The following is a 23900-nucleotide window of genomic DNA, read 5'->3' as shown; positions in this document are numbered from 1 at the left end:
TGTCGGGTGCCTGTTCGCCGTTGTGAGCTTTGCCATTCGGGCGGGCGTGGCGACCTCGGGGGGAGGCGCGCCCACGCGGCGGGCCGCCCGCCGGTACGGCCGCGCGCCCCCCTTTTGGGTGCCTAGTCGGACCCCATGTGGTCGAGGCGGCGCAGGATCACGCCCTCGCGGAGGGCCCAGGGGCAGATCTCCAGGCTCTCCACGCCGAACAGGTCCATCGCGCCCTCGGCCACCAGGGCGCCCGCCAGCAGCTGGCCGGCCCTGCCCTCGGAGACTCCGGGAAGCTCGCCGCGCTGCTGCTCCGTCATGCCGGCCAGGCGCGGGACCCAGGCCTCCAGGGACTCGCGCTTGAGCTCGCGCTGGACGTAGAGGCCGTCGGCACTGCGGGCGGCGCCGGCGATACGGGCGAGCTGTTTGAAGGTCTTGGAGGTGGCGACCACGTGGTCGGGGGCGCCGAAGCGGCTGAATTCGCCGACCGTGCGGGCGATCTCCGTGCGGACGTGACGGCGCAGGGCGCGTACGGCCTCGGGGTCGGGCGGGTCACCGGGCAGCCAGCCCGCGGTGAGCCGGCCGGCGCCGAGCGGCAGGGAGACGGCGGTGTCCGGCTCCTCGTCTATGCCGTAGGCGATCTCCAGGGAGCCGCCGCCGATGTCCAGGACCAGCAGCTTTCCGGCCGACCAGCCGAACCAGCGGCGCACGGCGAGGAAGGTCAGGCGGGCCTCCTCGGCGCCGCTGAGTACCTGCAGTCGTACGCCGGTCTCGTCGGCCACGCGCGCGAGGACGTCATCGGCGTTGCCGGCCTCGCGGACGGCGGAGGTCGCGAACGGCAGCAGGTCCTCCACGCCCTTGTCCTCGGCGGCCTGGAGGGCGTCCCGTACGACGGCGACCAGCCTCTCGATGCCGTCGTCGCCGATGGCACCGCTGTCGTCGAGGAGTTGGGCGAGCCGAAGGTCGGCCTTGTGCGAATGCGCGGGCAGCGGGCGCGCGCCGGGGTGAGCGTCCACCACCAGCAGATGCACCGTGTTCGAACCCACGTCCAGGACACCGAGTCTCATATACGGAACGCTACTGCCAGATCGTCCGCCCACGGTCCCCGGTGCGGCCCCGGGCCACTTACCCTGGACGCGTGCCAAAGACGAAAAAGGCGAAGGACCACAAATCCTCCAAGGGAGTGAAGGATTCTTCGCAGGCGAAGGCGTCCGTGTCCCGGAAGGCCCCGAAGGTGAGCGACGAGAAGGGGCTCGACTTCGCGCGCGCCTGGGTGGAGTTTCCGGATCCCGCGGACGACGAGCAGGTCTTCCGCTGTGATCTGACATGGCTGACCTCTCGCTGGAACTGCATCTTCGGCAGCGGCTGCCAGGGCATCCAGGCGGGCCGGGCGGACGACGGGTGCTGCTCGCTGGGCGCGCACTTCTCGGACGAGGACGACGAGAAGCGGGTCGCCACGCACGTGGCCCGGCTCACGCCGGACATCTGGCAGCACCACGCCGAGGGCACCCGCAACGGCTGGGTCTCCGAGGACGACGAGGGCTCCCGCCAGACGCGCCCCTACCAGGGCTCCTGCATCTTCCAGAACCGGCCCGGGTTCGCGGGCGGCGCGGGCTGCTCGCTGCACATCCTCGCGCTGCGCGAGGGCCGGGAGCCGCTGGAGACCAAGCCGGACGTGTGCTGGCAGCTGCCGATCCGGCGGACGTACGACTGGATCGACCGGCCGGACGACACGCGCGTGCTGCAGGTGTCCATCGGCGAGTACGACCGCCGGGGCTGGGGTCCGGGCGGGCACGACCTGCACTGGTGGTGCACGTCGGCGACCTCGGCGCACGGCGCGGGCGAGCCGGTGTACGTGTCCTACCGGGCCGAGCTGACGGAGCTGATGGGCAAGGCCGGCTACGACCGCCTGGCCGAGCTCTGCGAACAGCGGCTGGCGTCGCAGCTCCCGCTGGTCGCCCCTCACCCGGCCGACCCGGCCTCGTAGCTCCCCGCCCGCGCAGCCGCCCGCCCGTCCCAGGCCCCCGATCCAGCCCGCCCACGCACCCCCCACCCCTAGCTCCCGGACGGGGGCGGCGTCTCGCTGTCGGGCTGTGTCGGCGTCGGCGTCGGGGTGGGGGAAGCCGGCGGTGACGGGGGGTCGGTGGGGGGCGGGGAAGCCGGCGGTGACGGTGGGGACTGGGTCGGCGGAGGGTCGGCCGGTGTGCTGTGCGGGGGCGGGGTGGGCTCGGCGGAGGAGGGCGGGGGTGTGGCGCGGTGGGTGGGCGCCGTGCCGTAGCCGTCGATGGAGACCACCGCGCCGGCCGGGGCGACCGCCACCTGTGCGTGCCAGTGCCCGGCGGGCTCGCGCAGATGGTCGACGTAGACCCTGACCGTCAGCGTCTCGCCGGGCCGCAGGGTTCCCGAGGACCGGCTGAGGTAGAGCCAGCCCACCGAGGTGGACGCGGACCAGCGGACCGGCCCGGAGCCCGAGGCGCTGAGGGTGATCAGTGTGGTGTCGCCGTCGCCGTCGGCGCTGACGTCGAGCTGCCCGGAGTCCGTGCCGGCCGCCCCGTGGTCGCTGACGACCTCCACGGAGACGTCCGCCTCGCCGTCCTCGCCGATACCCGTGCCGGACTTCACACTCGCGTTCCCGGCGTTCTCGTAGCCGCCGGCCGTGTCGCTGCCGAGGGCGTCGGGGCCCTGCGCCTCGCGCGCGGTGGCCGAAGGGCCGCCCTCCGCCTCCGCCGTCGGGGCGCCCCGGTAGGCGGCCCACAGGGCCAGGACCGGGGCGGCGACCACCGTGGCGACGACCGTCGTGGTCACCGCACGCGCGCGTAGCCGGTCGCGGCGGGCCGCGTGGTCCTTGGGGTCCATCGGGAAGCCCTGCCGGTCGAAGCGGGGCACGGCCACGCCACGCGCGCGTGAGGGGTGGGCGAGAGCCATGTGGAGGGCTGCGCGCGGGGCCTCCAGGACGGGCAGCTCGGCCGGGGTGACCGTGTCACCGGGCCAGCGGCCGGGGACGGCACGCTCGGCGGTGCCGCGGCAGCGCGGACAGTCGTCGACGTGCCGGACCAGCTCCCGGCGCAGGGCCGTACTCAGGACCAGGCCGCTGTCCCCGGTGAGGTGGGCCACACTCGGACAGCCGCCGGTCTCGACGACGGCGAGGGCCGCGCGGGTGCGCTCGACCTCGCAGGCGGCCGTGGCGAGCAGTTCGCGCGCGACGGCGGGTTCCCGGCCGAGGACGGCGGCGACCTCGTGCGCGGTCAGGTGGTGGCGGACGGCGAGTTCGAGGGCCTCGCGCTGCTCCGGGGTGGTGCCGGCCGCCTCCGGCCAGGCCAGCAGGGCCAGTTCGCGGCGCCGCTGCTCCCGGACCTCGGGGGCGACGGGCGGCTCGGGGGCCTGGTGCGCGGCTCCGGGGCGGCCGGCCGCGTGGGTGGCCTGACGTTTCTGCTTGGCCTCGGCCAGCTTGCGCAGGCACGCCCAGCGGGCCAGCGCGTACAGCCAGGCCCTGCGGTCGGCGGCCGCCTGCGGGGCCCGCTGGCCGCGCCGCTCGGCCAGGGCCAGGACGTCGCCCAGGGCGGCGGTGGCCGCGTCGTGGTCGCACAGCACCGACAGACAGTAGGTGAACAGTCCGTCCAGGTACGGCTCGTAGCGCCCCGGCGGCCGCTGGGCGAGGGTGCGCGCGGCGGCACGATCACGCCCCTCGCGGTGCACGCGGTGCGCTCCGGTGCTGCGGGTGGTGGTCTGTGGGCTGCTGCTCGTCACCCGTGCGACCGTAGGCGGCCGCGGAGTGCCCGTTCTCGAACCTTGAGCAGTTTTAACCCGCACGGGTGAAACGATCCCTCATAAGGGGACAGGAACCCTTTGTTCCATGGCGCGATCCCGACGGGTGGCGGCCGATACCGGTTCACCCCCAGGTGGTCCGGGGACGCGTTGTCAGTGCCGCGGGCTACGGTTTCCGCATGGCTGCCCGTACCAAGACCACCAAGGACCGCCCGTCCTACCGCTGCACCGAGTGCGGCTGGCAGACGGCCAAGTGGCTCGGCCGCTGCCCCGAGTGCCAGGCGTGGGGCACGGTCGAGGAGCACGGCACGCCCGCGGTCCGTACGACGGCACCGGGCCGCGTCACCACCTCCGCGGTGCCCATCGGCCAGGTCGACGGCCGGCAGGCCACCGCCCGCTCGACCGGCGTGCCCGAGCTGGACCGGGTGCTCGGCGGCGGCCTGGTGCCCGGCGCGGTGGTGCTGCTCGCGGGCGAGCCCGGCGTCGGCAAGTCCACGCTGCTGCTGGACGTCGCCGCCAAGTCCGCGAGCGCCGAGCACCGCACCCTCTATGTCACCGGTGAGGAGTCGGCGAGCCAGGTGCGGCTGCGCGCCGACCGCATCCGCGCCCTCCACGACGAGCTGTATCTGGCCGCCGAGACGGACCTGTCCGCCGTCCTCGGCCACTTGGACGAGGTCAAGCCGTCCCTGCTGATCCTCGACTCGGTGCAGACGGTCGCCTCCCCCGAGATCGAGGGCGCACCCGGCGGCATGGCCCAGGTGAGGGAGGTGGCGGGCGCGCTGATCCGCGCGTCGAAGGAGCGAGGCATGTCCACGCTCCTGGTGGGCCACGTCACCAAGGACGGCGCGATCGCCGGCCCCCGTCTCCTGGAGCACCTGGTGGACGTGGTCCTGCACTTCGAGGGCGACCGGCACGCGCGCCTGCGCCTGGTCCGCGGCGTGAAGAACCGCTACGGCGCCACGGACGAGGTCGGCTGCTTCGAGCTGCACGACGAGGGCATCACCGGCCTCGCCGACCCCAGCGGCCTCTTCCTCACCCGGCGCGACGAACCGGTCCCCGGCACCTGCCTGACCGTCACGCTGGAGGGCCGCCGCCCGCTGGTGGCCGAGGTGCAGGCGCTGACCGTGGACTCGCAGATCCCCTCCCCGCGCCGGACCACCTCGGGCCTGGAGACCTCGCGCGTCTCGATGATGCTGGCCGTGCTGGAGCAGCGCGGCCGGATCAGCGCGCTCGGCAAGCGGGACATCTACTCCGCGACGGTGGGCGGTGTGAAGCTGTCGGAGCCGGCCGCCGACCTGGCGATCGCGCTCGCGCTCGCCTCGGCCGCCAGCGACACCCCGCTGCCGAAGAACCTGGTGGCCATCGGCGAGGTCGGCCTCGCGGGCGAGGTGAGACGGGTCACAGGCGTGCAGCGCAGGCTCGCCGAGGCGCACCGGCTGGGCTTCACGCACGCACTCGTGCCGACCGATCCGGGCAAGGTCCCGCCCGGCATGAAGGTCCTGGAAGTCGCCGACATGGGGGACGCGCTGCGGGTGCTGCCGCGCTCCCGTCGCCGAGAGGCCCCACGGGAGGCGGAGGAGCGCCGGTAGACTTTGCCCTGGTCTCGCCCGTCCGTACGAACAGAGTGCGGCTGTGGAGCGCGTCAGAACCTGCGACCGGAGGAGTGCAGTGGCAGCCAACGACCGGGCAGCAGCTCCCGGAAAGTCCGGTGGGAGTGCCGGTTCCGATGGCCTGATGCGCGCCTCGCTGAGCGCCGTGGCTCCCGGTACGGCCCTGCGTGACGGCCTTGAGCGGGTGCTGCGCGGCAACACCGGCGGGCTGATCGTCCTCGGCTCCGACAAGACGGTCGAGGCGATGTGCACGGGCGGGTTCGTGCTGGACGTGGAGTTCACCGCCACCCGGCTGCGGGAGCTGTGCAAGCTGGACGGCGGCATCGTGCTGTCGTCGGACCTGTCGAAGATCCTCCGGGCCGGCGTGCAGCTGGTCCCGGATCCCACCATTCCCACGGAGGAGACGGGCACCCGGCACCGTACGGCGGACCGGGTGAGCAAGCAGGTCGGCTTCCCCGTGGTCTCCGTCTCCCAGTCGATGCGCCTGATCGCCCTCTACGTCGACGGTCAGCGGCGCGTCCTGGAGGACTCGGCGGCGATCCTGTCCCGTGCGAACCAGGCGCTGGCCACGCTGGAGCGCTACAAGCTGCGCCTGGACGAGGTGGCGGGCACGCTGTCGGCGCTGGAGATCGAGGACCTGGTGACGGTGCGGGACGTGTCCGCCGTCGCACAGCGGCTGGAGATGGTCCGGCGCATCGCCACCGAAATCGCCGAGTACGTGGTCGAACTGGGCACGGACGGGCGCCTTCTCGCACTTCAGCTGGAGGAGTTGATCGCCGGGGTCGAGCCCGACCGTGAGCTGGTCGTCCGGGACTATGTGCCCGAGCCGACGGCGAAGCGGTCCCGCACGGTCGACGAGGCGCTGTCCGAGCTGGACGCGCTGAGCCACGCGGAGCTGCTCGAACTGGGCACGGTGGCGCGTGCGCTGGGTTACACCGGGTCGCCCGAGACGCTCGACTCGGCGGTGTCCCCGCGGGGCTTCCGGCTGCTGGCGAAGGTTCCGCGCCTTCCGGGCGCGATCATCGACCGGCTGGTGGAGCACTTCGGGGGGCTGCAGAAGCTGCTCGCCGCGAGCGTGGACGACCTGCAGACCGTGGACGGCGTGGGCGAGGCCCGGGCGAGAAGCGTGCGGGAAGGCCTGTCGCGACTGGCCGAGTCCTCCATTCTGGAGCGGTACGTCTGAGTCCGGGCCGGGCACCCCAACTCGCCTGCGCCTTCTCCCAGTTGATCCAAATATCCTTGCCCGCGGCGATCACGCCGGGGTAGCGTTCCCTCGACCAAAGTGTTCGATTTTGAATTCGAACCATGTAGGGGGAACTCATATGAAGAAGCGCCTCATCGGCACGTTCGCCGCGGCGACGGTCCTCGCCCCGGTGCTGACCCTTGCGGGCACGGGGCAGGCGTTCGCCGCCGGCCACTCCGTGACGTGGAGGAACAACTACAGCGGCAAGTACCTGGCGTACGTCAACAACCGGGTCCGCACGATCAACGCCGACCCCACCCAGAGCGCGTCCCTGAAGTGGGACGAGTACAAGCAGTCCGACGGCTCCTTCGTCATGAAGCACCACATGACCGGGAAGTGCCTCGACAGCAACAGCAGCGGTGACGTGTACGTCGGCGCCTGCAACGGCGGCAACTACCAGAAGTGGATCGAGAGCCACGACTCCTCCGGCTGGCGGCTGAAGGACAAGGCCACCGGGCGCGTCCTGGAGGAGCTCACCACCGGGGAGATCCGCACCGCATCCGACGAGGGCTACCCGGTCCAGCGCTGGAGCTGAACCACAGCCCGGGACGCCCCCGGCCTCGTCGAGGCCGGGGGCGTCCCCTCGGCCGACCGTCCTGGAGAGCCCGCAGGGGCCCGGCTCAGTCGGCCGACAGGACGAAGGACGCCTGCACCTTCCCGAACCCCGGTGCCTTCGCCTCCAGCAGATACGTCCCGGGCTTGGCCGACTTGGCAGCAGGCGTCGCACACCGCGGCGCACTCGGCGTGCGGTCCCACTTCACGGTGTAGGTGATGCTCTGCCCCGCCGGCACCCGGAACACCAGGCTCCCCGGCCCCTTGGGACAGTCGGCCGACGACCAGAACGCGTCGTTCCCGTCCGCCGGCGTGATCGTCAACACCGCGCCCTTCGGCCCGAGATCGATCTTGCAGTCGGCGGACGAGCCGTTCTTCGCGGTGAGTTCGAAGGCCGGCGTCTGGTCGGGCGAGTAGGAGTTGTGCAGGCTCCGCAGGCCCAACGCCACCGCGCCGGGCGTGCAGTTGGGCAGGGGGGAGGACGCGGTGAGCGCATCACCCGTACCGACGTTGCCGCCGGAGGCCGAGCCGGAGCCACCACCGGAACCGGAGGAACCGGTGGAACCGGCGGAGCCGCCGTCCGCACCGCTGCCGCCGCCGGAACCGGAATCACTCCCGCCGGATCCGCCGCCCGACTCGTCACGCCCGCCCGGGTGTTGGCTGATCGCGGGCCCGGACGAGGAGGGTCCCGGGGTGATGGTGGGTGCGGGATTCTTGCCGTTGGATCCGCCGGCGCTCTTCTTGCCGCTGCCGCCGCCGGTGGTGACGATCCACGCGATCAGCAACGCCAACACCGCGATCACCGACAGCAGTACGACCCTCCTTCGCCAGTAGATGGAGGAGGGAAGCGGCCCGATCGGATTGCGCAGAGATCCCACGGCGCAAACTGTACGAGAGATCCCCGGGCTTGCTTGCGCCACCCGCCGCGCGAGCGCCAACTTTTCCCGATCATCATCCCGGCAACTTCCGTCGGCCCGAGGATCTTTCAGCGGTCATGACGCTGAGTGACCGCGCCGTCACCTGTCATGCGGGGCGAGCCGTGGCAGGATCGGAAGGCCATGACTGAGAAGCTCCACGCCCCCGTGATCGCCTGGTTCGACGCCCACGCCCGCGACCTCCCCTGGCGCCGCCCGGAGGCGGGCCCGTGGGGTGTGATGGTCAGCGAGTTCATGCTCCAGCAGACCCCGGTCAACCGGGTGCTGCCCGTCTACGAGGAGTGGCTGGCCCGCTGGCCGCGCCCCGCCGACCTGGCCAAGGAGGCCCCGGGCGAGGCGGTGCGCGCCTGGGGCCGGCTCGGCTATCCGCGCCGGGCCCTGCGGCTGCACGGCGCCGCCGTCGCCATAACGGAACGGCACGGCGGAGACGTACCGACGGATCACGCGCAGCTGCTGGCACTGCCCGGCATCGGCGAGTACACGGCCGCCGCGGTGGCCTCGTTCGCGTACGGGCAGCGGCATGCGGTGCTGGACACGAACGTGCGCCGGGTCTTCGCGCGCGCGGTGACGGGGGTGCAGTACCCGCCGAACGCGACGACGGCCGCCGAGCGCCGGCTCGCCCGTGAGCTGCTGCCCGAGAGCGAGGACACGGCCGCGCGCTGGGCCGCCGCCTCCATGGAGCTGGGCGCGCTGGTGTGCACGGCGAAGAACGAGGGGTGCGGGCGGTGTCCGATCGCCACCCAGTGCGCCTGGCGGCTGGCCGGCAAACCGGAGCACACGGGTCCGCCCCGGCGGGGGCAGACGTACGCCGGCACGGACCGGCAGGTGCGCGGCAAGCTGCTGGCGGTGCTGCGGGAGGCGTACGCGCCGGTGCCGCAGGCGGTGCTGGACCGGGTGTGGCACGAGCCGGTGCAGCGCGCCCGCGCGCTCGACGGGCTCGTCGCGGACGGTCTGGTGGAGCCGCTGCCGGGCGGTCTGTATCGGCTGCCGCTGGGCTGACGGACAGCCAAGTCACAGTTCCGGGGGCTCTGTTACGGAGCCATTTGCTCGACAAAGGCCCACATAAAGGGACATAACAGTCGGCCCGCTTACCCCGTTCCCCCCTCCGTTACACAACCGACGGATAGCCGATTGCTAGCCGCAGGCTGGTTCGGACAACGCCGTGACAACCACTCCGTAGCTTTCTTTCCATGCCCGGCAGACCACCGGGCACAAGGACGCGGGACTTCAGGCACGGGCCGGAGTGAACGGGGAACGGAGGCGGTTGATCATGGCGCAGGGCGAGGTGCTCGAGTTCGAGGAGTACGTCCGCACCCGGCAGGACGCGCTGCTGCGCAGTGCTCGCCGGCTGGTTCCGGACCCCGTCGACGCCCAGGACCTGCTGCAGACGGCGCTGGTGCGCACGTACGGCCGCTGGGAGGGCATCGCGGACAAGCGGCTCGCCGACGCCTATCTGCGCCGCGTCATGATCAACACGCGCACGGAGTGGTGGCGGGCCCGCAAGCTGGAGGAAGTCCCGACCGAGCAGCTGCCCGACGCGTCCGTGGACGACGCCACCGAGCAGCACGCCGACCGGGCCCTGCTGATGGACGTCATGAAGGTGCTCGCTCCGAAGCAGCGCAGTGTCGTGGTGCTGCGACACTGGGAGCAGATGTCCACAGAGGAGACGGCCGCCGCCCTCGGCATGTCGGCCGGTACGGTCAAGAGCACGCTGCACCGGGCGCTCGCCCGGCTCCGCGAGGAGCTGGAGGCCCGCGATCTGGACGCACGCGCGCTGGAGCGTGAGGAGCGGGAGCGTTGCGCGGCCTGACCGGGGCAGGGTCCGTCGGGACCCGAGGAAGCACGCAGGCGGTGATCGCGGCGGGGGCCGCGCTCGCCGCCCTCGCCCTTTTCGTCGCCGCGTGCGGCACGGGGGGCACCGGCACCCGGGACGAGGGCCCGGCACACGCGTCGGCGGCCACGGGAGCCGTCGCTCCTGCCAGCCCCAGCCCGAGCCCGACCAGCCGCTACCGGCTGGTGGACGCGGTCTCCCTGCTCAAGAAGGACCCGGCGGTCTCCACGGCGGTGAAGCAGGAGCTGAAGCCGTGCAGCGGCGACGGCTACCCGGTCGAGGCCAGCTACGGCGACCTGACCGGCGGGTCCGTCAACGACGTCCTGGTGAACGTGTGGGCCTGCGGTGACTCGGTGGGCATCGGCTCGTACGTGTACCGGGACGTCGGGGGGACGTACAAGAATGTGTTCAAGGCGGAGGACTCGCCGGTCTTCTCGGAGATCGACGGCACCGAGCTGACCGTGACCAAGCAGGTGTACGACACGGACGACACGGCGGCCAACCCGTCCCGGGAGACCGTGATCACGTACGACTGGAGGGCGGGCCGGTTCAGCGAGCGGACCCGGCACGAGACCTACTACAGCAGAACCGGCGGCGACGCGGCGGCGACGCAGGACAACTGAACCCCCCACACGCACACACCACGAGGACTGAGAGCACCGGGATGGCAGACCAGACCCACGTCTTGTTCGTCGAGGACGACGATGTGATCCGCGAGGCCACCCAGCTCGCCCTGGAGCGGGACGGCTTCGCGGTCACCGCCATGCCCGACGGTCTGTCGGGCCTGGAGGCGTTCCGGGCGAACCGCCCCGACATCGCCCTGCTGGACGTCATGGTGCCCGGTCTGGACGGCGTCAGCCTGTGCCGTCGTATCCGGGACGAGTCGACCGTGCCGGTGATCATGCTGTCGGCGCGCGCCGACTCCATCGACGTCGTCCTCGGCCTGGAAGCGGGCGCCGACGACTATGTGACCAAGCCGTTCGACGGTGCCGTGCTGGTCGCGCGGATCCGGGCGGTGCTGCGCCGCTTCGGGCACGCGGGCGGCGGCAACCAGGCCGAGTCCGGCGCGGACACGGTGACCGGCGGGGTGCTCACCTTCGGGGACCTGGACATCGACACCGAGGGCATGGAGGTGCGCCGGGCCGGGCAGCCGGTCGCTCTCACCCCGACCGAGATGCGGCTGCTGCTGGAGTTCTCCTCCGCGCCGGGCACCGTGCTCTCCCGCGACAAGCTGCTGGAGCGGGTCTGGGACTACGGCTGGGGCGGGGACACCCGGGTCGTCGACGTGCATGTGCAGCGGCTGCGCCAGAAGATCGGTCAGGACCGGATCGAGACCGTCCGCGGCTTCGGCTACAAGCTGAAGGCCTGAGCGGGGCGGCGATGCGGGGGCTACTTCGGTACCCGGCCCGGCGCGTGGAGCGCGCGGGCCTGCACACCGGACTGAGATGGAAGCTCAGCGCGGCGATCGCGCTGGTGGCCGGGCTGGTGGCGATCGCGCTGAGCCTGGTGGTGCACAACGCGGCGCGGGTCTCGATGCTCGACAACGCACGCGACCTGGCCAACCAGCGCCTCCAGTTCGCGCAGCACAACTACGACCAGAACCGGCGGCCGAACTTCCCGAACATCAAGATCGACGACCCCGAGCTGCCGGCCGCGCTACGCGAGAAGGTCGCGGACGGCCGCAAGGCCAGCGACGTCATCGACCAGGGCGGAGTGCCGGACATCTGGGCGGCCGTGCCCGCCAAGGACGGGCATGTGCTGTCCCTGCACAGCCATATGCCGGACCGTTCCACCGATGTGATGAAGGACCTCGACCAGGCGCTGGTCATCGGCTCCGTCGCGGTCGTGTTCGGCGGCAGCGCGCTCGGCGTGCTGATCGGCGGACAGCTGTCCGGACGGCTGCGCAAGGCGGCCGCCGCGGCGAACCAGGTCGCCAAGGGCGAGACCGACGTCCGGGTGCGGGAGGCCATCGGCGGGGTCGTACGGGACGAGACCGACGATCTGGCGCGCGCCGTGGACGCGATGGCGGACGCGCTGCGGCAGCGGCTGGAGGCCGAGCGGCGGGTCACCGCCGACATCGCGCACGAGCTGCGCACCCCGGTGACGGGTCTGCTGACGGCCGCCGAACTGCTGCCGCCGGGCCGGCCGACGGAGCTGGTCCTGGACCGGGCGAAGGCGATGCGCACGCTCGTCGAGGACGTGCTGGAGGTGGCCCGGCTCGACGGTGCCTCGGAGCGGGCCGAGCTGCAGGACATCATGCTCGGCGAGTTCGTCGCCCGCCGCGTGGCGGTCAAGGACCCGAACGTCGCCGTACGGGTGGTGCACGAGTCGGAGGTCACCACGGATCCGCGGCGGCTGGAGCGGGTGCTGTTCAACCTGCTCGCCAACGCCGCCCGGCACGGCAGGCCGCCCATCGAGGTGACCGTCGAGGGCCGGGTCATCCGCGTCCGCGACCACGGTCCCGGCTTCCCCGAGGAACTGCTCGCCGAGGGCCCCAGCCGCTTCCGTACCGGCAGCAAGGACCGTGCCGGTACGGGCCACGGGCTGGGCCTGACCATCGCGGCGGGCCAGGCCCGGGTGCTCGGTGCCCGGCTGACGTTCCGCAACGTACGTCCCGCCGGTGCGCCCGCCGGCCTCCCGGCCGAGGGCGCGGTGGCCGTGCTGTGGCTGCCGGAGCACGCGCCGACGAACACCGGCAGCTATCCGATGCTGCCGACGTCGGGCGGAGCGGCCAGCTCCCGGCATCGGCCGGGGGCGGCGCCCTCGTAACCGGGATCGGCCGGGGCGGCGCGACGCCTTCGCAACCGGCGTCGGCCGGGGGCGGCGTGCTACCGCAGCAACGACTCGGTCAGCCGGTCGGCCGCGGACCGGTCCAACGGCGCGTGCCCCAGCAGGAACCGGTACCAGAAGAACCCGTAGAACTGGTCGACCAGGAGGTCGACGTCCCGGTCGGCGGCCAGTTCCCCGCGCTCCCGCCCCCGTTCGAGCACCACGCGCACCGCGGCCCTGCGGGACTCCGTGAACACCCGCAGCAGCTCGGCCAGATGCGCGTCCCGGGCCGCCTCGCGGACGAGGGTGCGCAGGGCCGGCGCGGACGGCCGCCGCTGGGCGGCCTCGAAGGTGGCGACGGCCAGTTGGCGCAGGTCCTCGCGGAGGCTGCCGGTGTCCGGCGCGGGCACGTCCTGGGCGGCGCGGTCGGTGAGCGCGTCCAGCAGGACGGCACCCTTGGAGGGCCACCAGCGATAGAGGGTCTGTTTTCCGACCCCGGCCGCGCGCGCGATCGTCTCCACGCTGACGGGGGCGCCGTCGGCGTCGGCGAGCAGTTCCAGCGCGGCGTCGAGGATCGCGAGGCGTGCGGCCTCGTTACGGCGCCGGCCGGTGTGCGGGCGGGGTTCCTTGCTGTCGTGCACGGGCCCATCCTCTCCGAAACCGCTTGACGAGACCACCAGTCTCGGTAATTCTTTAACGAGACCGACGTTCTCGGCAATGGGCCGGAACCCGGTGATCCTTGGGAGAGAGAGCCCCTCATGAGCACTCCGCACAGCCCTGCGCACCCCCTGGCCGGCCGGCGCGTCGTCGTCATGGGCGGCAGCTCCGGCATCGGCGAGGCGGCGGCCGCGTTCTTCGCGGCGGACGGCGCGGAGGTGGTCGTCACCGGCCGCGACCAGGCCCGCCTCGACGCCGCGGCGGACCGGATCGGCGGCAAGGTCACGACGTACCGGCTGGACGGGACGGACCGCGCCGCGGTCGACGCCTTCTTCGCGGACTCGGGGCCCGTCGACCACCTGGTCGTCGCGCTCAGCGGCAGCAAGGGCGGCGGCCCCTTCGCCGAGCTGGACCTGGCCGAGCTGCGGGACGGCTTCGCCGGCAAGTTCTGGCCGCACGTCCAGGTGCTTCAGGCCGCCCTGCCGGCCCTGCGCCGCGACGGCTCGGTGACGCTGGTGACCGCTGCCTCCGCCCGCGCCGCCCTGCCCGGCACCGCCGGCCTCGCCGCGATCAACGGCGCCCTGGAGGCGATGGTCCCGCCCCTCGCCGTGGAACTGGCGCCGCTGCGGATCAACGCGGTCTCCCCCGGCGTCGTCGACACGCCCTGGTGGGACGGCATGCCGGCCGAGCAGCGCCGGGCCGTCTTCGACGGCTTCGCCGCGATCACGCCCGTGGGCCGCGTCGGCCGCCCGGAGGACATCGCCCGCGCGATCCACATGCTCGCCGCCAACGACTTCATGACCGGCGTGGTGCTGGAGGCGACGGGCGGCGCGACACTGGCGACGGGTCGCTGACCGGGGCCCGGGCCGCGAGGCGCTCATCAGGCCCAGTCACGCTCCAGATCCAGCCCGCCCGCACGCCGCTGCGTGAACGAGAACCAGTTGCCGGAGTCGTCCCGGAAGAGCGCCTCCGTGCCGTACGGCCGCTCCTGGGGCTCCTGGAGGAACTCCACTCCCCGTTCCTTGAGCTTCTTGTAGTCGCCGTGGATGTCATCGGTCGCCAGCACCCCCGCGCCGAGTGCCCCCTTCGCGATGAGCTTGCGCATCATCTCCGCGGACTCGGGGTCCATCGCGGGCGGCCCCGGCACCATCAGCGTCAGCTCCACGTCGGGCTGGTCGGGGGCGCCGACGGTGAGCCAGCGCATCCCGCCGTCCCCCATGGTCATGTCCGTACGGACCTCAAGGCCCAGCTTCTGGGTGTAGAACTCCTTGGCCCGGTCCTGGTCGAGGACCCAGACGGTGGTGATGGCAAGCCCCTTGATCATGGTTCTGCGCTCCTGTCGGCGGCGTTTCGCGGGGGAGGGATTCCCGTTCGTCACCGTAGGCAGCCCCGGGCGCGGCGCGCTTCTCGGATGTTGCGCTCCTGAAGCCACCGGCCCAGAGCATGGCGTAGCACCCGGGGATGAGAGCGGCGCCACGGCCGACGTGCTTCGTGCGGTACTCGCTCGGGGTGAGTCCGGTGCGGGCCTTGAAGCGGGCGGAGAACGTGCCGAGGCTGCTGAAGCCGACCAGCGTGCAGATCTCGGTGACCGTCAGGTTGGCGCAGCGCAGCATCTCCTCGGCCCGCTCGATGCGCCGGTGGGTCAGATACTGCCCCGGCGTCTCGCCGTAGGCGTCCTTGAAGGCGCGCAGGAAGTGGAACCGCGAGTACCCGGCGCGCGCGGCGACCGCGTCCAGATCGAGACCGGGGTCGGCCCAGTCCCGGTCCATGGCGTCCTTGGCCAGACGCATACGGCGCAGCTTGTCCATGCGGCCGATGGTGGCACGCGGCACTGACAACCGCGCCGGCCGGCGGGGGCGGGCATGAAGAAGGCCCCGGGGGCGGACACCGGCCCGGGGCCTTCGGTTCAGTTGCGGCTCAGACCGCTTCGACGACCTGCACGGGAGCCACGTCGTCGCCGCTCTCCGCCGACGGCTTCCCGCCCCTCAGCGGGACCTCCTTCACGAACAGCGCCGCGATCAGCACGACCACCGCGACCGCCGCGCCCAGCAGGAACGCCGAGTGCGTACCGGCGGACACCGCGTGCTGGTACGCGTCCCGGATCGGGCCCGGCAGCATCTTGAGGTGCTTCGCGTCCAGCGCGGCGCTCTTCTCGGTCATGTGCTTGCCCGCCGCACCGGCCCGCTCGGCCATGACGTGCTGGACCCGGTTGTTGAACAGCGCGCCCATGATGGCCACACCGAAGGAGGAGCCGAGCGTACGGAACAGCGTCGAGGACGACGAGGCCACGCCCATGTCCTTCATCTCCACGCTGTTCTGCGCCACCAGCATGGTGACCTGCATCAGGCAGCCCATGCCCAGACCCAGCACGGCCATGTAGACGCCGGAGGTCAGCCGGGTCGTACCGGTGTCCATCAGCGACAGCAGGTACAGCCCGACGATCATCAGCGCGCCGCCGGCGACCGGGAAGATCTTGTAGCGGCCGCTGTTGGTGGTCACCCGGCCCGCGACCATCGAGGTCACCAGCATCGCGCCGAGCATCGGCAGGAGCAGCAGACCGGAGTTGGTCGCGGAGGCGCCCTGCACCGACTGCTGGTACAGCGGCAGGTAGAGCGTGGCGCCGAACATCACGAAGCCGGTGATGAAGCCGATGAGGGACATCAGCGTGAAGTTGCGGCTCCCGAACATGTGCAGCGGCACCACCGGCTCGGCGGCCTTGGTCTGCCAGAACACGAACCCGATCAGAGCGGCGACACCGATGCCGATCAGCTCCATGATCCGCGCGGAGGTCCAGGCGTACTCGCTGCCGCCCCAGGTGGTGACCAGCACGATCGCGGTGATGCCGACGGTGAGCAGGGCGACGCCCAGGTAGTCGATGCGCGCCTGCGCCCGCTTCTTGGGCAGGTGCAGCACGGCGCTGACCAGCGCGAGGGCGACGGCACCGAGCGGCAGGTTGATGTAGAAGGACCAGCGCCAGCCCCAGTTGTCGGTGATGGTGCCGCCGACCAGCGGGCCGCCGATCATCGCCAGCGCCATGACGCCGGCCATCATGCCGGTGTACTTGCCGCGCTCCCGCGGCGGGATCAGGTCACCGATGATCGCCATGACGCCGACCATCAGACCGCCGGCGCCGAGGCCCTGCACGGCCCGGAAGCCGATCAGCTCGCCCATGTTCTGGGCCATGCCGCTGAGCGCCGAGCCGATCAGGAAGATCACGATCGAGCTGAGGAAGGCGCCCTTGCGCCCGTACATGTCGCCGACCTTGCCCCAGATCGGGGTCGAGGCCGCGGTGGCCAGGGTGTACCCGGTGACCACCCAGGACAGGTGCTCCAGGCCGCCCAGCTCGCCCACGATCGTCGGCATCGCGGTGCCCACGATCATGTTGTCGAGCATCGCGAGCATCATCGCGATCATGAGCGCGAGCAGGACCACCCGTACGCTCCTGGGCCGTTTGCCCTCCGTGCCGCTTTCCACCGTGTCCGCCATCTCTTCCACTTCCCCCTACCGCGGCCACTTACTTGCCGCCCGGCTAGTTGACTACACTGGGAAAAGTAGACCCGCTACTAGCCGGGCGTCAAGTAAGTTTCCGCGGAAGCGCGAGGAGTACGAGGATGGGCGTCACCATGGACGGCACCAAGCAGCAGCGCCGCGGCAACACCCGCCAGCGCATCCAGGACGTGGCGCTCGAACTCTTCGCGGAGCAGGGCTACGAGAAGACCTCCCTGCGCGAGATCGCCGAGCGTCTCGACGTCACGAAGGCGGCCCTGTACTACCACTTCAAGACGAAGGAAGAGATCATCGTCAGCCTCTTCGAGGACCTGACGAAACCGATCGAGGACCTGATCGAGTGGGGCCGCAGCCAGCCGCACACCCTTCAGACCAAGCAGGAGATCATACGGCGCTACAGCGAGGCGCTGGCCGGCGCGGAGCCGCTGTTCCGCTTCATGCAGGAGAACCAGGCGACAGTACGGGAACTGCGCATCGGCGAGGCCTTCAAGGACCGGATGCGGGGCCTCAGGGACATCCTGATCGACCCCCGGGCCGAACTCGTGGACCAGGTGCGCTCCGTCAGCGCGATGTTCACGCTGCACGCGGGGATGTTCGTGATGCAGGACCTGGAAGGCGACCCCGGGAAGAAGCGCGAGGCCGTTCTCGAGGTCGCCCTGGACCTGGTCACACAGGCGCACGAACACGCCTGCGAGAAGGACCAGGTCAGAGACTGACGCCCTTGGCGCGCAGGAACGCGACCGGGTCGACGGCGGAGCCGTAGTCCGGGGTCGTACGGATCTCGAAGTGCAGGTGCGGGCCGGTGGAGTTGCCGGTGGAGCCCGAGAGGCCGATGTGCTGGCCGGTCCTGACGATCTGACCGGCCCTGACGTCGATCCGGGACAGGTGCGCGTACTGCGAGAAGGCGCCGTTGGCGTGCTTGATGACGACGGCGTTGCCGTACGCGGGGCCGTCACCGGCGCCGTCCGGGCCGGCCTTGACGACGGTGCCGCCGTGCGCGGCCACGACCTCGGTGCCGGTGGGCACGGCGAAGTCCTGCCCGCTGTGCTTGGCGACCCAGTGGCTGCCGGCCTGCATGAAGCCGGCGGACAGCGTGTACGACCTCACCGGGTCGACCCAGGCGGCGGCCGACGGGGCGGCGGCGCTCGCGACCCCGGTCCCCAGCACGGCCGCGGCACCGATACCGGCAGCCAGGGCGGCCACGCGGGTGCGGAGCGGGGACGTACGGGAAGAACGGGACGTGGCGCGCGGGGACATCGAAACCTCGTGGACTCGGGGACAAAACCGCCACCCCGCGAACAGACGTCCGGCGAGGTGGCCGTTCTTTGGTAACCGATCACCTCATCCAGCCCAAAACGCCTTGTCTACGACGCGACACCGTTCTCTTCCGCGCGGTTCCGGGACGAAAGTCCTTTTCGCGCTGATGACCAGTCCCACTATCGCGGCTAGTAAGGGATATTTCGCCTGTGCCGCTTATCACCGGCCGGCCAACCCGACGATCACAGAAATGTGACGCACACCCCTAGGCGCCTACCGTCCAGTAACCCTACGGTTCCTCTCGCGCCACCCTCACCTCAGATCATGCCCCTGACATTCAGGCACGTGTACGAACGTGAGAGGACCCCCACCGATGACCAGACGCCCCTGGGCGCGCCGCATATCCGCGACCGCCGTCTCCGTGGCCGCCCTGGCCGCGCTGGCCGCCCCGGCCGAGGCCGCGACCGCGAGCAGCACCGCCGGCGGCACCGCCCCCGCGACCACGGCCTCCGCCGCCAAGGTCGACTACGCCACCTGGCAGAAGGACTGCCAGGTGGTGATGGACCAGGCCCTGCCGTACCTGAAGGAGCGCATCGCCGCCGCCCGGCCGGGCGAGAAGCAGGCGATCGTCTTCGACATCGACAACACCACACTGGAGACCGACTTCGGCTTCAGCTACCCGCAGCCGGCCAACAGGCCCGTGCTGAGCGTCGCCAAGTACGCCCAGGAACACGGCGTCTCGCTGTTCTTCGTGACGGCCCGCCCGGGCATCATCTACCTGCCCACCGAGTACAACCTCGCGTACGACGGCTACGACGTCTCCGGCCTCTACGTCCGCGGCCTGTTCGACCTTTTCAAGGACGTCGCCGCCTACAAGACCGCCCAGCGCGTCGACATCGAGAACAAGGGCTACTCGATCATCGCGAACATCGGCAACAGCGCCACCGACCTGTCCGGCGGCCACGCCGAGAAGACCTTCAAGCTGCCGGACTACAACGGTCAGTTGTCGTAACCGCGGTCGTCACCGGGGATTCCCGGGCATGCGGAAGGGGCCGGTGCCCAAAGGCACCGGCCCCTTCCGTTCGGTCGGTCCGCAGGAGGCTTACGCGTCCTTGCTCAGGTTCGGTCCGGCACCGCCGGCCGCCTGCTCGATCGGCGGGACGTCGGGCAGCGCCGACTTCTCCTCACCCCGGAAGGTGAAGGTCTGGGTCTCGCCCTCGCCCTCGGTGTCCACGACCACGATGTGACCGGGGCGCAGCTCGCCGAAGAGGATCTTCTCCGACAGCGTGTCCTCGACCTCGCGCTGGATCGTGCGACGCAGCGGACGCGCGCCCAGCACCGGGTCGTAGCCCTTCTTGGACAGCAGTTCCTTGGCGGACTGGGACAGTTCGATGCCCATGTCCCGGTCCTTCAGGCGCTCGTCCACCTTGCTGATCATCAGGTCGACGATCCGCAGGATGTCCTCCTGCGTCAGCTGCGGGAAGACGACCACGTCGTCGACGCGGTTGAGGAACTCGGGGCGGAAGTGCTGCTTGAGCTCGTCCGACACCTTGTTCTTCATGCGCTCGTAGTTGGTCTTCGTGTCACCCGCGGCGGCGAAGCCCAGGTTGAAGCCCTTGGAGATGTCCCGGGTGCCGAGGTTGGTCGTCATGATGATGACCGTGTTCTTGAAGTCCACGACCCGGCCCTGGGAGTCGGTCAGGCGACCGTCCTCCAGGATCTGCAGCAGCGAGTTGAAGATGTCCGGGTGGGCCTTCTCGACCTCGTCGAAGAGGACGACGGAGAACGGCTTGCGGCGGACCTTCTCGGTCAGCTGGCCGCCCTCTTCGTAACCCACGTATCCGGGCGGGGAACCGAAGAGACGCGAGACCGTGTGCTTCTCGCTGAACTCCGACATGTCGAGGGAGATCAGGGCGTCCTCGTCGCCGAAGAGGAACTCGGCGAGCGCCTTGGACAGTTCGGTCTTACCGACACCGGACGGGCCGGCGAAGATGAACGAACCACCCGGACGCTTCGGGTCCTTCAGGCCCGCGCGCGTACGACGGATCGCCTTCGACAGCGCCTTGACGGCGTCGTTCTGGCCGATGACCCGCTTGTGCAGCTCCTCCTCCATGCGGAGCAGGCGGCTGGACTCCTCCTCGGTCAGCTTGAAGACCGGGATGCCGGTGGCCGTGGCGAGGACCTCGGCGATCAGCTCGCCGTCGACCTCGGCGACGACGTCCATGTCGCCGGCCTTCCACTCCTTCTCCCGCTTGGCCTTGGCGGCCAGGAGCTGCTTCTCCTTGTCGCGCAGGGAGGCGGCCTTCTCGAAGTCCTGCGAGTCGATCGCGGACTCCTTGTCCCGGCGGACGGCGGCGATCTTCTCGTCGAACTCGCGCAGGTCCGGCGGAGCGGTCATCCGGCGGATGCGCATCCGCGAGCCGGCCTCGTCGATCAGGTCGATCGCCTTGTCCGGCAGGAAGCGGTCGGAGATGTACCGGTCGGCCAGGGTGGCGGCCTGGACCAGCGCCTCGTCCGTGATGGAGACGCGGTGGTGCGCCTCGTAGCGGTCGCGCAGACCCTTGAGGATCTCGATCGTGTGCGGCAGGGACGGCTCGGCGACCTGGATGGGCTGGAAGCGGCGCTCCAGGGCCGCGTCCTTCTCCAGGTGCTTGCGGTACTCGTCCAGGGTGGTCGCACCGATGGTCTGCAGCTCGCCGCGGGCCAGCATCGGCTTGAGGATGCTCGCCGCGTCGATGGCGCCCTCGGCGGCACCCGCACCGACCAGCGTGTGCAGCTCGTCGATGAACAGGATGATGTCGCCGCGGGTGCGGATCTCCTTGAGGACCTTCTTCAGGCGCTCCTCGAAGTCACCGCGGTAGCGGGAGCCGGCGACCAGGGCGCCGAGGTCCAGCGTGTAGAGGTGCTTGTCCTTGAGCGTCTCGGGCACCTCGCCCTTGACGATGGCCTGGGCGAGGCCCTCGACGACGGCGGTCTTGCCGACGCCGGGCTCACCGATCAGCACCGGGTTGTTCTTGGTACGGCGGGACAGCACCTGCATGACCCGCTCGATCTCCTTCTCGCGCCCGATGACCGGGTCGAGCTTGGACTCACGAGCGGCCTGGGTGAGGTTCCGGCCGAACTGGTCCAGGACGAGGGAGGTCGAGGGGGTGCCCTCGGCCGGTCCGCCGGCGGTGGCGGTCTCCTTGCCCTGGTAACCGGAGAGCAGCTGGATGACCTGCTGCCGCACCCGGTTGAGGTCTGCACCCAGCTTGACCAGGACCTGGGCGGCGACGCCCTCGCCCTCACGGATCAGGCCGAGCAGGATGTGCTCCGTGCCGATGTAGTTGTGGCCCAGCTGAAGGGCCTCGCGGAGCGACAGCTCCAGGACCTTCTTGGCACGGGGGGTGAAGGGGATGTGCCCGGACGGGGCCTGCTGGCCCTGGCCGATGATCTCCTCCACCTGCTGGCGGACCGCCTCAAGCGAAATGCCGAGGCTCTCCAGGGCCTTAGCGGCGACACCTTCGCCCTCGTGGATGAGACCCAGGAGGATGTGCTCGGTGCCGATGTAGTTGTGGTTGAGCATCCGGGCTTCTTCCTGAGCCAGGACGACAACCCGCCGCGCGCGGTCGGTGAACCTCTCGAACATCGTTAATCGCTCCTCAGAGCGGTCAGGCAGTGGGGGGAACTTCCCCTCCCTGTCCTTCCGCAGCTTAGTCCCGCAAGCGGGGACCGCTCATTCCAACTGCCGACACCGTCCTTGGCCTCCTGACCCCGAACGCCGACATCTGCTCCAACCCGATGGTGCGAGACGATGTTCCCGCAGGCCAGGCAGTTACCCCACTCGCCAGTACGCCGATGGCGAACGCGAGACGGCCCATCCTGCGTGTCGCCCCCTCCCACTAGGGATGTCTTACCCGCTGGGACTGACACTCCATGCCGCGCGCACCCGTTCACTCCGCTATGGGCGAACAACCTCGCGCCTCCCCGCACCCCCACACGCCCCCCGTTTCGCGACTCTGCGCGATCGTCGGGGAACCCAGCGTAACTCGCTGGTCGCTTCCGCGGTTGCGCTGGGCATGGTTGGCTCGTTCCCTGCGGCCTCAACGGTCCCCCTTCCCCGGCGCCCCTTGGATCCGGGCGTACCGGATGCGTGCGATCTCCCGGCCGGCCCGGATGCCCGGGCCCGTCACTGGTACGAGAACGATCTGGGGTGGGCGACCGTGCCCGGACGGCCGCTGCGGCTGCTGACGGGGCTGCGGTTCGACGTCCTGGACGTGCCGGCCGAGGCGGGCGCGGGTGCGCTCCGGCATCTCGCGCCGGGCTCCGCGGTGGCGCTTCGGGGCGACCGGATGCAGGTGCTGGTGGCCGCGGGCAGCGCGGAGGAGCTGCCGGGGCTGCTGGACTGGCTGGAATGGAGCGCCGTGACGCTCGATCTGCGGGTGCTGGGCGTGGGCGGCGCGATCCGGGCACCGGCCCCACCGGGGGCCGTCCCCGCGGGGCGCACGGCACCGAAGGCCGTCCGCTCTGCGCAGGGGGCCGCCGTGTGGCTGCGGCCCCCTGGGCCTGGAGGCGAGGCCGAGGCCTCGCTGCCGACGATGCCGGCCGTGGGGCGCGAGGGGAGCGCCCCCGATCTCGTACGACTGGTGGACACGATGGCAGCGCACTGTCACCGGGTCCGGCTGCGGCGCCTGCGCGCCGGGCTGCCGACCGCCTGCCTGCGGGATCAGCCGTTGGCCTTCTCGTAGGCCTCGCGAATGGACGCGGGAACACGGCCGCGGTCGTTGACCTCGTAACCGTTCTCCTTCGCCCAGGCGCGGATCGCCGCGGTGTCCTGGTTGCCGCTCGCGGCGGCGCGCACCTTTCCACGCCCGCCCGAAGCACGGCCTCCGGTACGACGACCACCCTTCACATAGGGCTCAAGAAGGCCGCGCAGCTTGTCCGCATTGGCCGTCGTGAGATCGATCTCGTACGTCTTGCCGTCCAGCGCGAACGTCACGGTCTCGTCCGCCTCGCCGCCGTCGAGGTCGTCGACAAGAAGGACCTGAACCTTCTGTGCCACCGGATTTCCTTTCATCGATAACGTTGAGGGCCAGGGGTGTGTGGCGTCCCGCCGTTTCGCCGCCCCTGTTATATGCAGTACTGCAGTACGTCGGAAAGCAAACCGCTTTTGCCGGAAAAACACAAACCCCTGGCAGAGGACCGACGGACCGCCCCTGCCCGGAAACATGCGCGTTTCGGACATAGGGAACCTGGGCAATGACGATCACAGATGCAGAAGCATCCGGCTGTTGCCCAAGGTGTTCGGTTTCACTCGTTCGAGACCCAGGAACTCCGCGACGCCCTCGTCATAGGAACGCAACAGCTCCGCGTAGACATCGGTGTCGACCGGCGTCTCGCCGATCTCGACGAAGCCGTGCTTCCCGAAGAAGTCCACTTCGAAGGTGAGGCAGAAAACCCGGCGAACGCCGAGCCAGCGCGCGGTCTGCAGCAACTTCTCCAGCAACTGATGACCGACGCCCGCGCCCTTGAGGCCGGGCTTCACCGCGAGAGTGCGGACTTCCGCGAGGTCCTCCCACATGACGTGCAGCGCGCCGCAGCCGACCACCTCGGCGTTGTCGTCGCGTTCCGCGACCCAGAACTCCTGGATGTCCTCGTAAAGGGTGACCGTGGCTTTGTCGAGCAGGATGCTGTCACGGACGTAGGCGTCGAGGAGGCGGCGTACGGCCGGCACATCGCTGGTCCGGGCGCGGCGGACGGTGATGGCTTTTGCGGAGACTTCGGGACGCTCTGCTGACATGAGCGGA

Annotated in this window: 23 protein-coding genes and 1 pseudogene; 13 read left to right on the top strand and 11 right to left on the bottom strand. The window is 70.9% G+C overall.

The features are described 5' to 3' along the window. Nucleotides 1-122: 122 nt before the first annotated feature. Nucleotides 123-1055: a Ppx/GppA family phosphatase gene (locus IE244_RS25055; protein WP_191875800.1), complete on the bottom strand. Its 933-nt coding sequence runs from the start codon at nt 1053-1055 to the stop codon at nt 123-125. 71 nt (nt 1056-1126) lie between these two features. Between IE244_RS25055 and IE244_RS25050 the strand changes: the two genes are divergently transcribed. Further along, nucleotides 1127-1975 (top strand): DUF3109 family protein, encoded by an 849-nt coding sequence (locus IE244_RS25050; RefSeq protein ID WP_191875799.1) that lies wholly within the window; start codon nt 1127-1129, stop codon nt 1973-1975. 68 nt (nt 1976-2043) lie between these two features. Here the strand turns inward: IE244_RS25050 and IE244_RS25045 are convergent, their stop codons facing one another. Then, nucleotides 2044-3735, bottom strand: a complete 1692-nt coding sequence (locus IE244_RS25045; protein ID WP_191875798.1) for a BACON domain-containing protein — start codon at nt 3733-3735, stop codon at nt 2044-2046. A 197-nt stretch (nt 3736-3932) separates the two neighbouring features. On the opposite strand from IE244_RS25045, the gene radA reads away from it, so the two are divergent. The 3 genes from radA (at nt 3933) to IE244_RS25030 (ending at nt 7141) form a co-directional block, all read left to right on the top strand. Next, nucleotides 3933-5342, top strand: a complete 1410-nt coding sequence (gene radA / locus IE244_RS25040; RefSeq protein ID WP_191875797.1) for a DNA repair protein RadA — start codon at nt 3933-3935, stop codon at nt 5340-5342. Nucleotides 5343-5421: 79 nt separating this feature from the next. After that, the gene (disA, locus tag IE244_RS25035; RefSeq protein ID WP_191875796.1) at nt 5422-6546 is read left to right on the top strand and encodes a DNA integrity scanning diadenylate cyclase DisA; all 1125 of its coding nucleotides are present in this window, start codon (nt 5422-5424) and stop codon (nt 6544-6546) included. 139 nt (nt 6547-6685) lie between these two features. After that, the gene (locus IE244_RS25030; protein WP_191875795.1) at nt 6686-7141 is read left to right on the top strand and encodes an RICIN domain-containing protein; all 456 of its coding nucleotides are present in this window, start codon (nt 6686-6688) and stop codon (nt 7139-7141) included. Nucleotides 7142-7226: 85 nt separating this feature from the next. Here the strand turns inward: IE244_RS25030 and IE244_RS25025 are convergent, their stop codons facing one another. Further along, on the bottom strand, nt 7227-8036 hold the full coding sequence (locus IE244_RS25025; protein ID WP_191875794.1) for a hypothetical protein: 810 nt from the start codon (nt 8034-8036) through the stop codon (nt 7227-7229). Nucleotides 8037-8216: 180 nt separating this feature from the next. On the opposite strand from IE244_RS25025, the gene IE244_RS25020 reads away from it, so the two are divergent. From IE244_RS25020 to cseC, 5 genes are all read left to right on the top strand, one after another. After that, nucleotides 8217-9092 (top strand): HhH-GPD family protein, encoded by an 876-nt coding sequence (locus IE244_RS25020; RefSeq protein ID WP_191875793.1) that lies wholly within the window; start codon nt 8217-8219, stop codon nt 9090-9092. 271 nt (nt 9093-9363) lie between these two features. Further along, a complete protein-coding gene (locus IE244_RS25015) occupies nt 9364-9903 on the top strand; it encodes a SigE family RNA polymerase sigma factor (RefSeq protein WP_031165128.1) in 540 nt (179 codons plus the stop codon). Nucleotides 9904-9944: 41 nt separating this feature from the next. Next, nucleotides 9945-10547: a hypothetical protein gene (locus IE244_RS25010; protein ID WP_191875792.1), complete on the top strand. Its 603-nt coding sequence runs from the start codon at nt 9945-9947 to the stop codon at nt 10545-10547. A gap of 41 nt (nt 10548-10588) precedes the next feature. Then, nucleotides 10589-11293: a two-component system response regulator CseB gene (gene cseB, locus IE244_RS25005; protein WP_191875791.1), complete on the top strand. Its 705-nt coding sequence runs from the start codon at nt 10589-10591 to the stop codon at nt 11291-11293. 11 nt (nt 11294-11304) lie between these two features. Continuing rightward, entirely contained in the window at nt 11305-12693 is a 1389-nt protein-coding gene (cseC, locus tag IE244_RS25000; protein ID WP_191875790.1) for a two-component system sensor histidine kinase CseC, read from the top strand. 59 nt (nt 12694-12752) lie between these two features. Here the strand turns inward: cseC and IE244_RS24995 are convergent, their stop codons facing one another. After that, nucleotides 12753-13334: a TetR/AcrR family transcriptional regulator gene (locus IE244_RS24995; protein ID WP_191875789.1), complete on the bottom strand. Its 582-nt coding sequence runs from the start codon at nt 13332-13334 to the stop codon at nt 12753-12755. 117 nt (nt 13335-13451) lie between these two features. Between IE244_RS24995 and IE244_RS24990 the strand changes: the two genes are divergently transcribed. Next, nucleotides 13452-14204 (top strand): SDR family oxidoreductase, encoded by a 753-nt coding sequence (locus tag IE244_RS24990; RefSeq protein WP_229854317.1) that lies wholly within the window; start codon nt 13452-13454, stop codon nt 14202-14204. Between the two features lie 26 nt (nt 14205-14230). Here IE244_RS24990 and IE244_RS24985 read toward each other — a convergent pair whose 3' ends face one another. The 3 genes and pseudogenes from IE244_RS24985 to IE244_RS24975 all read right to left on the bottom strand — a co-directional run bounded on the left by IE244_RS24985 (nt 14231) and on the right by IE244_RS24975 (nt 16836). After that, nucleotides 14231-14674 carry a VOC family protein gene (locus tag IE244_RS24985; protein WP_191875788.1) on the bottom strand — a complete coding sequence of 148 codons (444 nt, stop codon included), beginning with the start codon at nt 14672-14674 and terminating at the stop codon, nt 14231-14233. 40 nt (nt 14675-14714) lie between these two features. After that, nucleotides 14715-15158: pseudogene (locus IE244_RS24980) on the bottom strand (helix-turn-helix transcriptional regulator); the annotation flags it as partial. A gap of 109 nt (nt 15159-15267) precedes the next feature. Beyond that, nucleotides 15268-16836: an MDR family MFS transporter gene (locus tag IE244_RS24975; RefSeq protein ID WP_191875787.1), complete on the bottom strand. Its 1569-nt coding sequence runs from the start codon at nt 16834-16836 to the stop codon at nt 15268-15270. Nucleotides 16837-16961: 125 nt separating this feature from the next. On the opposite strand from IE244_RS24975, the gene IE244_RS24970 reads away from it, so the two are divergent. Then, nucleotides 16962-17573 (top strand): TetR/AcrR family transcriptional regulator, encoded by a 612-nt coding sequence (locus tag IE244_RS24970; RefSeq protein ID WP_191875786.1) that lies wholly within the window; start codon nt 16962-16964, stop codon nt 17571-17573. On the opposite strand, the gene IE244_RS24965 is transcribed toward IE244_RS24970, so the two are convergent. Beyond that, nucleotides 17563-18114 (bottom strand): M23 family metallopeptidase, encoded by a 552-nt coding sequence (locus IE244_RS24965; RefSeq protein WP_191875785.1) that lies wholly within the window; start codon nt 18112-18114, stop codon nt 17563-17565. The two genes, IE244_RS24970 and IE244_RS24965, sit on opposite strands and share 11 nt — an antisense overlap. Before the next feature lie 373 nt (nt 18115-18487). On the opposite strand from IE244_RS24965, the gene IE244_RS24960 reads away from it, so the two are divergent. Then, a complete protein-coding gene (locus IE244_RS24960; RefSeq protein ID WP_191875784.1) occupies nt 18488-19126 on the top strand; it encodes an HAD family acid phosphatase in 639 nt (212 codons plus the stop codon). Between the two features lie 90 nt (nt 19127-19216). On the opposite strand, the gene IE244_RS24955 is transcribed toward IE244_RS24960, so the two are convergent. Beyond that, complete coding sequence (locus IE244_RS24955; protein ID WP_191875783.1) at nt 19217-21742, bottom strand: ATP-dependent Clp protease ATP-binding subunit; 2526 nt, start codon at nt 21740-21742, stop codon at nt 19217-19219. A 430-nt stretch (nt 21743-22172) separates the two neighbouring features. Here IE244_RS24955 and IE244_RS24950 point away from each other — a divergent pair, with 430 nt between their 5' ends. Further along, complete coding sequence (locus IE244_RS24950) at nt 22173-22841, top strand: SCO3374 family protein (RefSeq protein ID WP_191875782.1); 669 nt, start codon at nt 22173-22175, stop codon at nt 22839-22841. On the opposite strand, the gene IE244_RS24945 is transcribed toward IE244_RS24950, so the two are convergent. Together IE244_RS24945 and IE244_RS24940 are read right to left on the bottom strand one after the other, a co-directional pair. Beyond that, on the bottom strand, nt 22820-23155 hold the full coding sequence (locus IE244_RS24945) for a histone-like nucleoid-structuring protein Lsr2 (RefSeq protein WP_191875781.1): 336 nt from the start codon (nt 23153-23155) through the stop codon (nt 22820-22822). The two genes, IE244_RS24950 and IE244_RS24945, sit on opposite strands and share 22 nt — an antisense overlap. A gap of 204 nt (nt 23156-23359) precedes the next feature. Next, nucleotides 23360-23893, bottom strand: a complete 534-nt coding sequence (locus IE244_RS24940; protein WP_191875780.1) for an amino-acid N-acetyltransferase — start codon at nt 23891-23893, stop codon at nt 23360-23362. Nucleotides 23894-23900: the final 7 nt, after the last annotated feature.

Origin of the sequence: Streptomyces filipinensis (genome assembly GCF_014649495.1) — a bacterium.
GTDB lineage: Bacteria > Actinomycetota > Actinomycetes > Streptomycetales > Streptomycetaceae > Streptomyces > Streptomyces filipinensis.
This window is presented reverse-complemented; position numbering and strand designations above follow the sequence as displayed.